This is a genomic window from Roseivirga sp. UBA838, from assembly GCF_002296035.1.
GTDB classification, from domain to species: Bacteria; Bacteroidota; Bacteroidia; order Cytophagales; family Cyclobacteriaceae; genus Roseivirga; species Roseivirga thermotolerans.
Window position 1 is genome coordinate 128793 of sequence record NZ_DBHC01000032.1, and the last position, 15625, is coordinate 144417.

At 41.6% G+C, this 15625-nt stretch carries 13 protein-coding genes; 9 read left to right on the top strand and 4 right to left on the bottom strand.

What is annotated here, in order from left to right; translation table 11 throughout:
• Positions 1-8: 8 nt before the first annotated feature.
• Genes B3O12_RS11055 through B3O12_RS11070 form a run of 4 tightly spaced genes read left to right on the top strand, consistent with a single transcriptional unit; the run spans position 9 to position 5059 of the window.
• Entirely contained in the window at positions 9-1910 is a 1902-nt protein-coding gene (locus B3O12_RS11055) for a peptidylprolyl isomerase (protein ID WP_286756327.1), read from the top strand.
• On the top strand, positions 1907-2776 hold the full coding sequence (locus B3O12_RS11060; protein ID WP_189628572.1) for a DUF4817 domain-containing protein: 870 nt from the start codon (positions 1907-1909) through the stop codon (positions 2774-2776). The genes B3O12_RS11055 and B3O12_RS11060 overlap by 4 nt, the downstream gene beginning before the upstream one ends.
• Entirely contained in the window at positions 2751-4094 is a 1344-nt protein-coding gene (locus tag B3O12_RS11065) for a peptidylprolyl isomerase (RefSeq protein WP_189628573.1), read from the top strand. The genes B3O12_RS11060 and B3O12_RS11065 overlap by 26 nt, the downstream gene beginning before the upstream one ends.
• A gap of 2 nt (positions 4095-4096) precedes the next feature.
• Positions 4097-5059 carry an AAA family ATPase gene (locus B3O12_RS11070; RefSeq protein ID WP_189628574.1) on the top strand — a complete coding sequence of 321 codons (963 nt, stop codon included), beginning with the start codon at positions 4097-4099 and terminating at the stop codon, positions 5057-5059.
• Here the strand turns inward: B3O12_RS11070 and B3O12_RS11075 are convergent, their stop codons facing one another.
• Together B3O12_RS11075 and B3O12_RS11080 are read right to left on the bottom strand one after the other, a co-directional pair.
• Positions 5060-5917, bottom strand: coding sequence for a 3-hydroxyacyl-CoA dehydrogenase NAD-binding domain-containing protein (locus B3O12_RS11075; protein WP_286756328.1), 858 nt, complete (start codon positions 5915-5917; stop codon positions 5060-5062).
• The gene (locus B3O12_RS11080) at positions 5917-6936 is read right to left on the bottom strand and encodes a phenylalanine--tRNA ligase subunit alpha (RefSeq protein WP_189628576.1); all 1020 of its coding nucleotides are present in this window, start codon (positions 6934-6936) and stop codon (positions 5917-5919) included. The genes B3O12_RS11075 and B3O12_RS11080 overlap by 1 nt, the downstream gene beginning before the upstream one ends.
• A 77-nt stretch (positions 6937-7013) precedes the next feature.
• Here B3O12_RS11080 and galE point away from each other — a divergent pair, with 77 nt between their 5' ends.
• The 4 genes from galE (at position 7014) to B3O12_RS11100 (ending at position 11888) form a co-directional block, all read left to right on the top strand.
• Positions 7014-8036 carry a UDP-glucose 4-epimerase GalE gene (gene galE, locus B3O12_RS11085; RefSeq protein WP_286756329.1) on the top strand — a complete coding sequence of 341 codons (1023 nt, stop codon included), beginning with the start codon at positions 7014-7016 and terminating at the stop codon, positions 8034-8036.
• Positions 8037-8133: 97 nt separating this feature from the next.
• The gene (locus tag B3O12_RS11090; protein WP_189628578.1) at positions 8134-9450 is read left to right on the top strand and encodes a UDP-glucose dehydrogenase family protein; all 1317 of its coding nucleotides are present in this window, start codon (positions 8134-8136) and stop codon (positions 9448-9450) included.
• A gap of 12 nt (positions 9451-9462) precedes the next feature.
• Positions 9463-10446 (top strand): UDP-glucuronic acid decarboxylase family protein, encoded by a 984-nt coding sequence (locus B3O12_RS11095; RefSeq protein ID WP_286756330.1) that lies wholly within the window; start codon positions 9463-9465, stop codon positions 10444-10446.
• Positions 10447-10457: 11 nt separating this feature from the next.
• The gene (locus B3O12_RS11100; RefSeq protein WP_286756332.1) at positions 10458-11888 is read left to right on the top strand and encodes a capsule assembly Wzi family protein; all 1431 of its coding nucleotides are present in this window, start codon (positions 10458-10460) and stop codon (positions 11886-11888) included.
• Here B3O12_RS11100 and B3O12_RS11105 read toward each other — a convergent pair.
• Together B3O12_RS11105 and B3O12_RS11110 are read right to left on the bottom strand one after the other, a co-directional pair.
• Positions 11885-13267, bottom strand: a complete 1383-nt coding sequence (locus B3O12_RS11105; RefSeq protein WP_286756333.1) for an exopolysaccharide biosynthesis polyprenyl glycosylphosphotransferase — start codon at positions 13265-13267, stop codon at positions 11885-11887. The two genes, B3O12_RS11100 and B3O12_RS11105, sit on opposite strands and share 4 nt — an antisense overlap.
• Before the next feature lie 71 nt (positions 13268-13338).
• Positions 13339-14850: a capsule assembly Wzi family protein gene (locus tag B3O12_RS11110; RefSeq protein WP_286756334.1), complete on the bottom strand. Its 1512-nt coding sequence runs from the start codon at positions 14848-14850 to the stop codon at positions 13339-13341.
• A gap of 88 nt (positions 14851-14938) precedes the next feature.
• Between B3O12_RS11110 and B3O12_RS11115 the strand changes: the two genes are divergently transcribed.
• Positions 14939-15625, top strand: coding sequence for a hypothetical protein (locus tag B3O12_RS11115; RefSeq protein WP_286756335.1), 687 nt, complete (start codon positions 14939-14941; stop codon positions 15623-15625).

Consider the following 15625-nt stretch of genomic DNA (forward strand, 5'->3'; position numbering starts at 1 on the left):
TCTGTGGTATGCGTGTAGTTTTCACCTGTTTTCTGCTGGCATTTCCCTTTTTCTCCCTTAAAGCCCAGCAAAGCATTGTAGCAACAGTAGACGATGAAGCCATTTCGGCACAAGAGCTGCTCTATGCCTTTAACAAAAATCGTTCAAAAGCTCAGTCCATCGCTTACGATTCGCTCTACAACTACCTACAACAGTATATAAACTTTAAGCTGAAAGTACGAGCTGCGAGAAATGCAGGGCTAGATACCGCAACCGCCTTTCAGGAAGAGCTCAAAGGATATATAGCTCAAGTAAGAAAACCCTACTTAGACAACCCCGAGGCTGAAGAAGCACTATTAAAAGAAACCTACCGCAGAATGCAAACCGAAATTAACGCGGCACACATTCTGCTTAAATTATCGCCCACAGCCTCTCCGGCCGATACCCTCAAAGCCTATACCTTCCTGGATAGTTTAAGAAATACCATTGGTTCAGCGGCCGAATTTCAGGAAATGGCCAGAAGATTTTCAGAAGACGGGAGTGCTCCTACTGGCGGACAGCTGGGATGGTTTGGAGCCATGCATATGGTTGCCCCATTCGAAGATGCCGCCTATTCTACAGAAAAAGGCAAAGTATCCAACGTGGTAAGATCCAACTTCGGTTACCACCTTGTATACGTAAACGATAAGAGACCCAACCGAGGAAGGGTAAAAACATCACACCTGTTCTTTTCAAAGCAAAGAGGTTCTGAAGCAGCTAAATCAAGGGCCGAAAGCATCTACGACTCCCTAAAAAACGGTGCTGACTGGAACGTGATGGCACGAAAATACTCCGATGACCAAGGCACCAAATTTGAAGGTGGTAAACTGCCTTGGGCGGGAAGCAGGCAATTGCCCGATGACTATTTGGACATTGCCTTTGAACTGAACACCCCAGGAGAATGGACAACACCCCAGGAAACCCAATTTGGCTGGCATATCGTGAGGCTCGATGATAAGCAGCCCCTAGAGCCATATGAAGTAAAAAAGGGAGAAATTAGCGTGCTGTTGAAACGCATGGGTCGCAGTGTGCTGGAAGAAGACAAGCTTTTGAAAAAACTGAAAAAAGAAAGCAACTTCACTCAGTCCAAAGACTCTCTGGAAATAATTTTTAACCAAATCAGTGGATTAGACAAAGAGCAGATACTGTCAACAGAAGTGGCAAACAAGCTCCTATTTACCCATGGCGGACGCCCGGCAACGGTTGCCCGGTTTGTAGATCAGCTCCCCGGTTTCAATGTGCGCTATACCAAAGACCAGCTCATTGAATCGTATTTCAGGTTCGAAAAAAACTTTATCATAGCCCATGAAGACTCCATAGCTCCAACTAAATATCCCGAATATGGCTTCTTACTCAAAGAATATGAAGAAGGGCTTTTGCTCTTCGAAATAATGCAGCAAAAGGTATGGAATGAAGCCGTTGGAGACAGCCTTGGATTAGAAGCCTATTATCAGAAACACAAAAAGAAATATAATATAGATGAACGCGTTCAGTGCCTAATCATCAGCAACTACGAAGCTTCTGCACTCCAACACATTTTATCTAAGAAAGTACCCGAAGAGGCATTGAAAAACCCTGAAGAGTTTCTCTCCCAACTTACCGAATCTGAAACAGAGGCGTTAAAATTTGCTAAAAGAAATCTATTGGTGAGCGAATTATCTAATTTTGATCCTGCGAAAAACCAACCTGGCGATTGGTTGATTTCAGAACAAAACAATGCCTGTCTTTATTTAAAACTATTGCCGGCAGGCCCTCAACCGCTCAATGAAATTAAGGGTTTAGTGATGTCGGACTATCAAGAACAACTGGATAAAGAATGGGTCAAAAAGTTAAGGCAAGATGCCAAAGTAAAAATTAACAAACAGGCTCTGAAAGCCTTGGTAAAATATTGAAAAACGCAACCTACATAGTACTAACGTCCTTGCTTGTGGTGCTCTCATGCGACTACTTTGTAAGCGATAGCCCAGGCACCGGCAATAGCCAAACATTGGTAGCCAGCGTAGGTAACTCTTTTCTTTTCGAAGCCGATATTGCCAACCTTATAGAACCCGGTATGTCGGCCGAAGATAGCGCCAGAATTACCGAGCAATATGTGAACAACTGGATCAAAAAAGAGCTCCTTATTAGAGAAGCCACTAGCAATGTTCGAATCGATCAGTCAGAAATAGAGAGAAAAGTGGCCGACTATCGCTACACCTTGCTTTCATATGAGTATCAGAAGCTAAGAGTACAGCAACTGCTAGATACAACTGTGACTGATGAGGAAATACTTGCCTACTATACCGAAAACCAGGAGAATTTTGCCCTGCGGCAAAACATTATCCGTGGCCGGTTTATGAAAGTGAACAAACAAGCCCCTAAAAAGGCCGACATTCGCAGATGGATAAAATCATCGAGACCCCAAGACCTGTCTGCCTTAAAAGATTATGCCTTTCAATTTGCAAACAATTATTCATTAGAAGACTCAACTTGGATTAGGTTTGATGATATTACTAAGAACACCCCTTTTTCCACACTCACCAACAAGATTCAGTTTCTGAAAAACACCCGATATACCGAAGAAACAGATTCTCTCTATCTTTACCTCCTCAAAATTGACGACTACAAAATTTCTGAGGAGATATCCCCGTTGGAGTTTGTGAAGCAAGACATCAAGAATATACTATTGAACAAGAGAAAAGTAGCGTTGGCCAAAACTCTGGAAAACGAAATTTTTCAAAAAGCTAAAGAAAATGAAGACTACAAGATATATCGCTAAGGTGGCGGTGTTGCTTTTGGCGTTCTCCATGAACCTCAAGGCACAAACAGGAGAGGTAGTGGATAAGATCATTGCCAAGGTAGACGATAAGATTATCTTGAAAAGTGAGCTGGAGTCAGCTTACCTCCAGTTTTTAAGCAGCCCAAATGCATTACAATTCGATGGAGACGCCCGCTGCATGCTCCTTAAGGAAATGGTAGAAAGTAAAGTGATGCTGGCCATGTCCGAAATCGATTCAGTAGTTGTTGACGAATCTCGTCTGGATTATGAAATGCAGTCTCGAGCTCAGCAAATTATGCAACGCTTTGGGTCAGAAGATGCCATTCGGCAAGCCTACAACAAATCGCTAGACCAGATCATGAGCGAGTTGAGACCCGATATTCGCCAGCAGCTTTTAATCCAGGAACAAGAAGCCAATGTAGTTTCTGATGTGACAGTTACACCCAATGAGGTAAGAAAGCTTTTCAACAGCATACCAAGAGACAGTTTGCCACTTTACTCCATGGAGTATGAAGTGGGAGTGATAACCAAAAACCCTGAAGTAGACCGAGAGGAAATAGAAAAACTCAAGAAAAAATTATTGGGTATACGCGAAAGAATTCTGAAAGGCGAAAGCTTTGAAATTATGGCTACGCTGAACTCTCAAGGCCCCACAAGTGCCAATGGAGGCAACCTAGGCTTCAACCAGCGTGGCACTATGGATCCTGCTTTTGAAGCAGCAGCACTGGCACTTAAGCCGGGAGAAATAAGCATGCCCTTTGAATCTTCGTTTGGTGTCCATATTGTTCAACTTATCGAAAAACGGGGAAATGAATACAATAGCAGGCATATTATCTTAATTCCTAAGCCCACTCAAGACGATGTGAAAGAGGCCGTTCAATACCTCGATAGCCTAAGAGAGGAAATTCTCGCCAAAAAAATCACTTTTGAGGAAGCCGCAAAGCAATACTCAGACGATGATCAAACCAAAGTAAACGGGGGCTATTTTGCAGGCCAATTTGGCTCTTTGAGAGTGCCTGCCAACAGCCTGGATCCGGAGTTGTTCTTTGAAATAGATAAAATGAAGGAGGGAGAAATTTCTAAGGCTAGCACCGTTCAAGTGAGTGCCGATGAGCAAATTGCCCGTATTATTTATTTCAAAAAGAAAGTACCTCCACATAGGGCCAACCTAACTGACGACTACGAAAAACTGAAGGCTGCTACCACTCAAATGAAAAAAGCTCGAAAACGGCAAGAATACCTTCAGGACAAAATGAAAGAAGTATATATTGAAGTAGCTCCGGAATATAACCGCTGCGGTATAATAAAGAACCAGTAAATATGAGCAAGACTTCAGATGTGGCCCTGGCCGATAAGTTCTTCGAAGATTTTCAGAAGCTTAAATCAGAAATTTCAAAAATCATTATTGGACAAGAGGAGGTAGTGAATCTATTGCTAGCTTCCATCTTCTGTCAGGGGCACAGTCTCCTTGTTGGTGTTCCCGGTTTGGCCAAAACATTACTCATTCAAACTATATCTTCTGCTTTAGACTTAAGTTTTAAGCGCATTCAGTTTACGCCAGATCTTATGCCATCTGATATTCTCGGAGCAGAAACCATAGACAAAGACAGGAATTTTAAGTTTATAAAAGGACCCGTATTTGCCAATATTATTTTGGCCGATGAGATTAACCGTACACCACCCAAAACTCAGGCCGCACTTTTGGAGGCCATGCAAGAATACTCTGTGACTGTTGCAGGACAGTATTTCCCATTAGATCGGCCATTCTTTGTGTTAGCTACACAAAATCCAATTGAGCAAGAAGGAACATACCCCCTACCCGAGGCGCAGCTCGACCGCTTTCTGTTTAACATTACGTTGACCTACCCTAGCTTTCAGTCGGAGGTGGATATTGTGAAAAACACCACCAGTGACGATACCAAAACTGTAAATCATGTTCTTGGGGCTGAAGAAGTGATTAATTACCAACACTTGGTAAGGCGAGTGCCCGTTGCAGACAATGTGGTGGAATATGCAGTAAACCTTGTGCATAAAACCCGATTCGAAAGTGAAAGAGCACCTCAGATTACCAAAGACTATATTGAGTGGGGAGCTGGTCCCAGAGCTTCTCAGAGCCTTATAATTGCCGCTAAATGCAATGCATTAATCAATGGAAAGTATTCGCCCGATATTGAAGATGTAAAGGCCGTAGCAAAACCGATACTTAGACACAGGATTGTGCGAAACTTCAAGGCCGAAGCGGAAGGCCTGACCATTGACAAACTTATTGACCAACTGCTTTAATCAGTCGTAGAAATAAAATCCACGTTTTGTCTTTCGACCGTGATGGCCGGCATCTACCTTTTGTTGTTGAATTCTGGAAGGTCTAAACTTGGCATCCTGATGAAAGGCATTGAACATAGACTCTGTCACAGAGTAGTTGGTGTCAACACCAATAAGATCCATTAACCGAAACGGCCCCATTTTAAAGCCGCTGGCCTCCATGAGCCTGTCAATTCCTTCTACATCACTCACGCCTTCTTCCAAAACCTTGAGACCTTCCACATAAAAGTGTCTAGCCACTCGATTTACTATAAACCCAGGGGCATCTGCCGCTCTTACAGGCACCTTGCCAATTTTGATGGCTAGGTCGTATACAAGCCCAGCTACCTGAGCGTCAGTAGCAGCTCCTGAAATCACCTCCACCAACTTCATTATGTGTGCCGGATTAAAAAAATGCATACCCACTACATTTTGTGGACACTTTAGAACGGAGGCTATTCTCGTAATAGGAATAGAAGAGGTATTGGTGGCCAGTATGGTTCGGTCGTTGTTTATTTCTTCCAGCGCACGAAATAATTGTTGCTTTACATCGAGTCTTTCAACGATTGCCTCAATGATTAGATCGGCCAATAAATCTGCCTGAGTATTTACGGTTTGAATTAGTGATAGGCAATCCGCTTTATCTTGAACTGATACCTTTCCTTTTTCAATACCCTTATCCAGGTTTCTTTCTATCCCTTTTAATGCCTTGGGCAGCGAGTCTTCATTGACATCATATAAAAGTACCTCAAACCCTGCCATGGCACAAACTTGGGCAATTCCCTGCCCCATTGTCCCTGCTCCTACTACTGCTATCTTTTTTATTTGCTCCAGCTTCATTACAAGGCATTAAACTGACGAAGAAACCTGATATCGTTTTCTGTAAAAAGACGAAGGTCTTTAATTCCGTACCTGAGCATAGTAATACGTTCAATACCCATACCAAAGGCAAATCCGGAATATACCTTAGAGTCAATTCCACAGTTTTCCAACACATTCGGATCTACCATTCCCGAACCTCCAATTTCAACCCAACCGGTATGCTTACAAATATTGCAGCCATCGCCATGGCATATTTGGCAAGAGATATCTATCTCTGCACTAGGTTCGGTAAAAGGGAAAAAGCTTGGCCTAAAGCGAATTTGTGTTTCCTTACTGAACATTTCCTTGGCAAAGTGATAAAGCGTTTGCTTAAGATCGGCAAATGAAACCCCTTTATCTACATAGAGCCCTTCCATCTGATGAAACACGCAATGTGCCCTGGCCGAAATAGCTTCGTTCCTAAAAACACGCCCTGGAGATAGTGTCCTAATTGGAGGTTTTTCGGTTTCCATGACCCGTATCTGGACGCTGGATGTGTGCGTGCGCAGAGCAATATCAGGGTTCTTTTCAATAAAAAAAGTATCCTGCATTTCGCGTGCCGGATGATTCTCCGGAAAGTTTAGTGCAGTAAAGTTATGCCAGTCGTCTTCTATTTCCGGCCCGGTAGAAACATTAAATCCTATTCTTTCAAATATCTGTATGAATCTATTCCTTGTTGCCGAAAGAGGATGTATTGAGCCAAACTCTCCGGTTATTGGGGGTAATGTAAGATCCGGATACTCCTCCACTCCTCCACCTGAGTCGTTAAGGGCATCAATAAGTCGCTGAAACTTTTCTTTGGCCTGTGTTTTTAAATCATTTACTGCCTGCCCGAAAGCCTTCTTTTCCTCATTGGGAACATTTCTCATCTCCGCAAAAAGATCTGCGATTACATTCTTTCGTCCTATAAACTTTAATCTATATTCCTCCAGTTGTTCCTGGCTGGTTGCCACAAACGACTCAATTTCTTGTGAAAGCTGTTTTACTTTTTCATTCATAGGACCTCAGGCTCAATTTTCTCACAAAAATAACAGGACTTCATTACATACTGGTCTCGAAGGACTATTTTTGGGTTATGCAGACAAATATTCTAGTTACCGGAGGGGCCGGCTACATTGGTTCGCATGTTACAGTACGGCTCCATGAAGAAGGATTTAACCCGATTATTCTTGATGATTTTTCTAATTCTGATAAATCGGTTCTTGATCGATTGAAGAAAATAACCGGCAAGAGTTTTACCTGCTACGAAGGCAGCATTTTAGATGAGCCTCTGCTAAATAAGATTTTTTCAGAACACCAGATAGCCGGAGTGATTCATTTTGCCGCTAAAAAGGCTGTAGGCGAATCGGTAGAGAAACCATTGTTATACTACAGAATTAACGTTGCAGGGCTTGTTACGATACTTGAAGCCATGCATGCGCACAACTGCAACAGTCTGGTTTTTTCTTCTTCATGCACTGTGTATGGCGAACCCGATAAACTACCAGTTACTGAAGAATCTCCCAAAAAGCCAGCCAGCAGCCCTTATGGCAACACCAAACAAATAGGTGAAGAAATTATCGAAGATGCCGTTAAAAGTGGCATGGCGCTGAAGTCTATTGCCCTTAGGTACTTCAACCCTATCGGGGCTCATCCTTCAGCCGAAATTGGAGAACTTCCTCTGGGAGTACCCAACAACTTGGTTCCATTCATCACTCAAACTGCAGCTGGAATCAGAGAAAAGCTTACCGTTTTCGGTAACGATTATGACACGCCAGATGGTACGTGCATAAGAGATTATATTCATGTAATGGACTTGGCAGATGCTCACGTTCAGGCCATTGCACACCTCAACTCTATTGCTGAGACGAGTCACTTTGATGTTATCAATGTAGGTACAGGAAGAGGCAATACAGTATTGGAGGCCATAAAAGCTTTTGAAAATGTAACCGGCCTTTCCCTGAACTACACCATTGGTTCAAGAAGACCGGGCGATGTAGAGAAGGTATATGCAGAAGTAGAAAAATCAGCAAAAATCCTGAATTGGAAAACCAAGTACTCTTTGGAAGAGTCCATGCGCGATGCGTGGAACTGGCAAAAGAGGCTTTCAGGTCTTTAACCTATAAAGACTACCAGTAAACGATAAAAAATTGCTTTTAATCGAAGCCTAAAGCACTAATTTTGAGTAGATTTTAAGTTTGATCAAATTTTAAACCATGAAAATAACAATTGTTGGAACCGGATACGTGGGTCTTGTAACGGGAACTTGCTTCTCTGAAGTAGGTATCGATGTGACCTGTATAGATATCGATGAGAAAAAAATAGAAGGCTTAAAAAACGGGAAAATGCCCATTTACGAGCCCGGTCTGGAACCAATGGTTAGCAATAACCTTGAAAAAGGGAGGCTGCATTTTTCAACCAGCCTGAAGGATAATCTTAAAGATGCTGAAGCCGTGTTTATTGCCGTGGGTACACCTCCAGGAGAAGACGGAAGTGCAGACCTTAAGTATGTGTTGGCTGTAGCTCGCGAAATTGGTCAGCATATGTCTGATTATCTTGTAGTGGTTACCAAGAGCACTGTGCCAGTTGGAACAGCCAAAAAAGTAAAAGACGCAGTACAATCAGAGTTAGATAAGCGAGGCGCCAACTTGTCCTTCGATGTAGCCTCAAATCCGGAGTTTTTAAAGGAAGGTGCCGCCATTCAAGACTTTTTAAAGCCCGACAGAATAGTGGTTGGGGTAGAGTCTGAAAGGGCTCGTAAAATTATGGAGAAACTCTATAAGCCTTTCCTACTGAACGGACACCCTACGATTTTTATGGACGTACCTTCTGCAGAAATGACCAAATATGCAGCCAACTCCATGCTAGCTACCAAAATTAGCTTTATGAATGACATCGCCAACTTGTGCGAAATCATGGGAGCCGATGTGAACATGGTAAGAAAAGGTATTGGAAGCGATTCTCGTATAGGCACTAAGTTTATATATCCTGGAGTAGGTTATGGTGGGTCATGTTTCCCAAAAGATGTAAAAGCATTGATAAAGACAGCTCAGGAAAATGGCTATAACATGCGGGTTCTTAAGGCTGTGGAAGATGTAAATGAAAATCAGAAATCAGTTCTGGTGTCTAAGGTAAAGAAGCACTTTGGAAATGATTTGAGTGGAATGACCTTTGCCATTTGGGGGCTGTCTTTTAAACCCAAAACTGATGATATGCGGGAGGCTCCTTCTATAGTAATTATTAATCAGCTTCTCGAGGCCGGAGCAAAAGTCAAGGCATTTGACCCGGTGGCAATGGAAGAAGCCAAAAGAGATTTGGGGGACAAAATCACCTATGCGAAAGATGAATACGACACGCTTGTAGATGCAGACGCACTTCTTTTAGTCACTGAGTGGCCCGAATTTAGAATACCAAATTTCAGTGTTGTAGGTAAGCTCTTAAAGAACAAAGTTGTCTTTGATGGCAGAAATATTTATGACCGTGAAGAGCTGAGAGAAATGGGCTACACCTACTACGGAATTGGAATACATTAAGTAAATAGAATTATGAAAAGAGTATTAGTTACAGGTGCCGCTGGTTTTCTTGGTTCACATTTATGTGACCGTTTCATCAAAGAAGGCTTTTATGTGATCGGAATGGACAACCTGATCACTGGAAACATGGAAAACATTGAGCATTTGATGCCATTAGAGAACTTCGAGTTCTATCATCAGGATGTATCAAAATATGTACACATTCCAGGTACCTTGGACTATATACTCCATTTTGCTTCGCCCGCCAGCCCCATAGACTACCTCAAAATACCTATACAAACACTCAAGGTTGGTTCATTGGGTACTCACAATTTGCTTGGGTTGGCGAGAGCCAAAAATGCTCGAATGCTAATAGCTTCTACCTCCGAAGTGTATGGCGATCCTTTGGTTCACCCTCAAACCGAAGAGTACTACGGCAATGTGAATCCCATAGGTCCTAGAGGAGTTTATGATGAGGCTAAAAGATTCCAAGAAGCAATGACTATGGCCTATCACACATTTCATGGTTTGGAAACTCGCATTGTGCGAATATTTAATACCTATGGGCCAAGAATGCGATTGAACGATGGTCGTGTACTTCCAGCCTTTATTGGCCAGGCACTTCGAGGAGAAGATTTAACGGTTTTCGGTGACGGTAGTCAAACCAGGTCTTTCTGTTATGTTGATGATCAGGTTGAAGGAATCTTCCGATTATTAATGTCAGATTACCCTTATCCTGTTAACATAGGCAACCCGGATGAAATCACGATTGCACAGTTTGCCGAAGAGATTATTAGTCTAACAGGAACCAGTCAAAAAGTGATATACAAGCCGCTTCCCAAGGATGACCCGATGCAACGAAAACCGGACATTACAAAAGCCAGAGAGATTTTAGGCTGGGAACCCAAAGTAGGACGAAGTGAAGGCTTGAAAATTACTTATGATTACTTTAAGTCCCTTCCCATAGAAAAGCTTCACAAAAAAGAACACAAAGACTTCGCAAAATACATCAAGTGAAACAACCTTTAATGAACTTCTTGGGTCTCACCTATATGGTGAGACTTTTTCTATTCATTAGCCTTGGTACTTTATTGCCGGGTTTTATTCTTTTGGGACAAACAGACAGCTCAAAAAATGTAACTCAAACATTGAAGTTATCTGGCTCTGTTCTCGTAAGCGGAGGAGAGTCCTTACCATACTGGTGGGTCAACCAAAATTCGGGCAGGCTACAGAGAAACTCTTCCAGCCAAATCCATAATCAACTTTGGTATTACGGAGAATATAAGCTGCCGCTGGACCTTTTATTTTTTTGGGATACAGAGGTTTCTACCAGCCTTGCCCAAGATATTAGGCCAAGTATTATTCAAAGCAACATTGGCTTTCGTTCTTCATTTATCGAACTCAAAGCGGGTTTAGACGAGGAGTTTTTTGGAGAATATCAACACCGCCTATCATTGGGAAACCTCATTAATAATACCAATGCCAGACCAATCCCCAAAATCTCCATAGCCACGAATGGCTGGCAACCCTCTCCTCTCTTCCCTAGAAATATTTATTATAAAGCTTACTTGGCTCACGGGTGGTTTGAGAAGGATCGTGTTCAAAGCGGAGCTTTTCTGCACCATAAATCATTTCACCTGCAAAGTCGGTTGGCCAAAAACCGATTGAAACTTGGAGTTGGGTTAATTCATAACGCGCAATGGGGAGGCAAGAATATTACTACCGAATATTCTCAACCCACAGGATTTAAAAACTACACGAGAATTTTTTTTGGACGCAACGGAGGTGAAGACGCCCTGCAAACAGACAAGCAAAATGCCCTTGGAAATCATCTAGGCACCTACGAAATAAACGGAAGTTACCAATTTAAAACCTTTACCCTTCGTAATTATTGGCAGTTTATGTGGGAAGACACTTCAGGACTAACTCCTTGGAATTGGCGCGATGGCCTGGTGGGAATAGAAGTAGGTTTTTTGAATACTCCCTGGCTCAAGCATATATTGCTGGAAATAGTCCGCACCAACGACCAGGGTGCCGTAAAGTTTGATAATGACGGTAAGATGTTTCTTGAACCCGATGATTTTCTGAACAATGGAGTATACTCCTCTGGGTGGACATATGCCGGTCAAGTTATTGGTAGCCCCCTCTTTATTCGTCAGCAACTGAGTTCCGGAGGCTACGCTGGAATATTCAACATGGTGAATGCCTGGAATTTTGGAGTTTCTGGAGAAATAAAAAAAGTAGAATACCATGTGAAAGTAACTAACTTCTCGAATCAGGGAAGACGATTGGAACTCATTGACCCTCCTCTTAAACTTTGGTCAGTAGATCTTGAGCTACTACGAAAACTGAACGAAAAATCCGAGCTAGGTGTAAAAATCAATTTTCAGGAAGGCAATATAGGAGGTGGTAAGAACCTGGCTGTTGGACTGAGTTATTCGTACCTTCTACTTCACTAGTAAGCCTTTTCTTGGCCTTTCGCTATTCCAAAAAGTGTAAGGAAAATAATTTTAATATCTAAAATGAAAGACCAGTTCTGGAGATAAAACCTATCCAGTTTAACCCTTGAATTCATTTGAAAATAATCGGTTATTTCACCCCTGTATCCCATCGCTTGAGCTAAACCCGTTACACCGGGCTTTGATTCGTGCCGTTTGGCAAATTTGTACACTTTATCCTTGTACTCGTTATTCAAAGACAGAGGGTGAGGTCTCGGTCCAACTACAGACATTTGTCCTAAAAAAACATTGATAAACTGCGGAAATTCATCTAATGATGTCTTACGCAAAAAAGAACCGAACGAGGTAGTTCTTGGGTCATTCTTTGTTGCCCACATATGATCAGCTTCTTTATTGATCACCATTGTTCTGAACTTTAAGCATACAAACTTTTCCCCTTGTTTTCCTTCCCTCCATTGCTTGAAGAACACTGATCCATTACTCTGTAGTTTGATAATCAATGCAAACAAGGGAATCATCCATGAAAGTACCAATATGATAATGGTAGTGGAGAAAACAACATCGAATAAACGCTTCACAAAGCGGTTGAAAGCTCGATCTAACGGCAAGTTATTCACATCAATCACTGAGATTGACTCATACCTGCGAAGAACAAAAGTTTTAAGTATGTCGGTCTTTAATTCAGGTAACAGTTTTACTTTTTTGGCATATTGATCGGCAGTTTGAATCACCTGATCTTTAACTACCTTGGGCAACCGGTCACTTAGGTATACGAAATCGTACTTTTCTAGCCTGTCTTCCAATAACCCCTCCAGTGAACCCAAAAAAGGATACTTAGTTCGTCTGCTAGGCACATCATGCACTGAGTAAATTCCCTCACACCTTATTCCGTAATGTGGCTTTCTTTTTAGTAAATCATATAGTCTAAAACCAAGTTTATCGTACCCAACTATGGCTGCATGACGAATATTTCCTCCAAAAGCCCTGTATCTGTCTAACACCAAGTGAACAAAAACCCGATATATTGTGAGCCACACGAATAGAAAAAGCACCAGAGCCATGATAAACTGCCGGTTAATTTCTTCTTCAGCCACAAACAGCCACAAAAGGGAAATGATTGAAACAAAAACGAATACACTTGTGAAGGCCTTCTTGAATGTGCTGTAATAGCTCACAGCTCTTCCAATCTTAAAGTCCCTGTTCAAATAAGAATATATTGGCCAGCCAAGAATATATATCAGAAAGGCATAGAAGTAGGTTTCTTCTAGCCTAAAAGAACCAAATGCGATAAAAAGCGCAATAAAGAAAATAGCACTTAATACTAATACTTCACCAGCAATGAACAGTGGAGGAAAGTACCGATGAAATCGCTTTTTCACAGTGTGTTTTTATGATATGCCAAGAACAAAAATAACAATCAAAAGATTGAAAGTAAGATGTCTTGAAAGATTTAATACGATTTTAATACAAAAGTCACTCCAAGTTCAATACCTAAATTATTGTAAAGCTCCCCTCTATCTACTGCTAAAAGTCCATTTATGAATACCGGTTTACCAAGTAACTTGGTTTCTTTTGAGGCTTCAATCAAACTATAAAACTGCCACTTGCCTCCAAGGAACACATATTCAAAGTCATTATTTTCTATGATTCCGTTCCAGGCAAAGCGCCCTTCATATAAACCTGCATAAGTTCCAAAGTTTTCCGTGGCTGTAAGCATTACTCTCAGACTTAAGCTTTTGTCAGGCTCCAATATTGCACCGAAATGATAGGCCTTTAACCGGTTACTGATGATTTCATTCTCGTAGTTGGGAAACACTCCCAAAAACTGACCGCTCCAGGCATATGTTAGAAATAATGGGTTAGAGATAATTCTTCCCTTGTGTGTCCAACCTGACTGATACAGCCAATTATTGAAGTAATCATCGCGGCCTCCGAATTTATATCCGTGATTGTCCTCTATGGTTTGAACCTCATCCGTAGCGTCAGGTAAACCCGGGCCGCTCTGAGACATTGACCTTACCAGTTCGAAGTATATTTCGCTCACTAAAAACTTTGGCGGGAACATTAATCTAACCCCTGCGAGAAAATCTTTGAAGCTGATGTATTGAATACTACCTAAATCTTCAAATGGCTTTTGGTAATTTAAACTTAATCGCCAATCGCCCAGCTTTTTATCTATGGTCCACTCAGTAATTCCTAAGTGATTACCCAATCCATTGGCCTCGCCTCCGGTACCACCATGAGGATTAGGTATTCCACTACCTAAGAACACTTTCTTAAAGTCTTTTAAACTGGAGGGTTGCTTTTCTCCTGAAGGATCTGTTCCTCCATATTGAGCAGAGTGAATCAACGATGAATAAATTTTCAGCCCAATATGTTCTTCCAAATCCAGAACAACTTCAAATTGCTTCTGATGAAGAAGGGGTTGGCTTATGTATCTGTCCTCTTCAAACCAACCGTGACTAACGAAACCACGAAACTTAAGATAACCGAAAGTCAAGGGGAGGTTGATGAAATCGCGAATTTCGAAGCCAATTGTTGGTAGAGGCAAAGCATTGTATCCGTTGGAAAGGCTACCTGTAGTCAACCGGTTGTTTTGAATTCCACCAATAATTCTAGGGTTTACGCCTGCCCATAGCGAAAACCTGCGAAAAGAAACACTTCCATAAGCCTTGTATACATCACTATTCCTTAATCCGACTCCAAAATTAGCAGACCAATAGTTGTTTATTCGTGTTCGGTAATTACCATCTACCTGTATAAAAGCGTCCTGTTTATTGGTAACAGTACCCCACCGATTGTGAACCAAGTAGAAAGGGTTAAATTCTTCTGTACTTAGGAGAACCCCAGTAGATGCCTTAAGTAAAAGTGAGTCAGCCGCTTCTTGCGCCTGCGCCAGAGTGAAGCAACTGAACCAAATTAGACCAATGTTTAAAAGAAAAGCACTTATACGTTTAATCAATTCTTTTTACTTTTAGTCGCAATATAATACGTCAAATATCTTAATCGGGTATGCGAGCAAGAGTCTATTCTATATTTGAAAAACAACCATGTTAATCAACCTTTCCAAAAGACTAATTTGTCTAACCTTTGGTTTGTTATTAATATTTAGTTGTAGCCCTGACGAACTGCCGATTGAAATTCCATTTTACTTCTACGATTTCGAATCTGGCTATACCAATATAGACAGTGTGTATGTTTCTGAATTCGATGGTGATAAAGTATTAGGCCCATTCAATAATTCTGGATTTTCAGTTCAATGGCAAGGCCTTCCCAAGCACGACTATGTCAAATTGACCTTTGATCTTTACATCCATGATACATGGGAAGGAAACTCTAATGACTCTGGTACTGGCTTACCTGATCATGATGCCTGGATCATTGAGTTTGATCCTCACAAGAATGTTAAGTCATCAGAAAAAATCTATTTTGAAACTACTTTTTCAAATGGTCCTTGTGAGCCTGGTTGGTGCTTTGGCCAGTCATACCCAAATGAATTTCCATTTTACCATGATGCAAGAACTGGGGCAGCAGTGAAATATATGCAGGGAAGATGTCTCTATGCTGATTCACCTTATGGTACATCTTTGTATAAAATTGAAAAGATATTCCCTCACCGAGAAAGCTCAATGGTAATTGCTTTCTATGACAGGCTCAAACAGGATGCCCCATTCCCACCTCTTTGTGAAGAGAGTTGGTCTCTTGACAACTTAAACATATCATTAATCAGAAGGTAA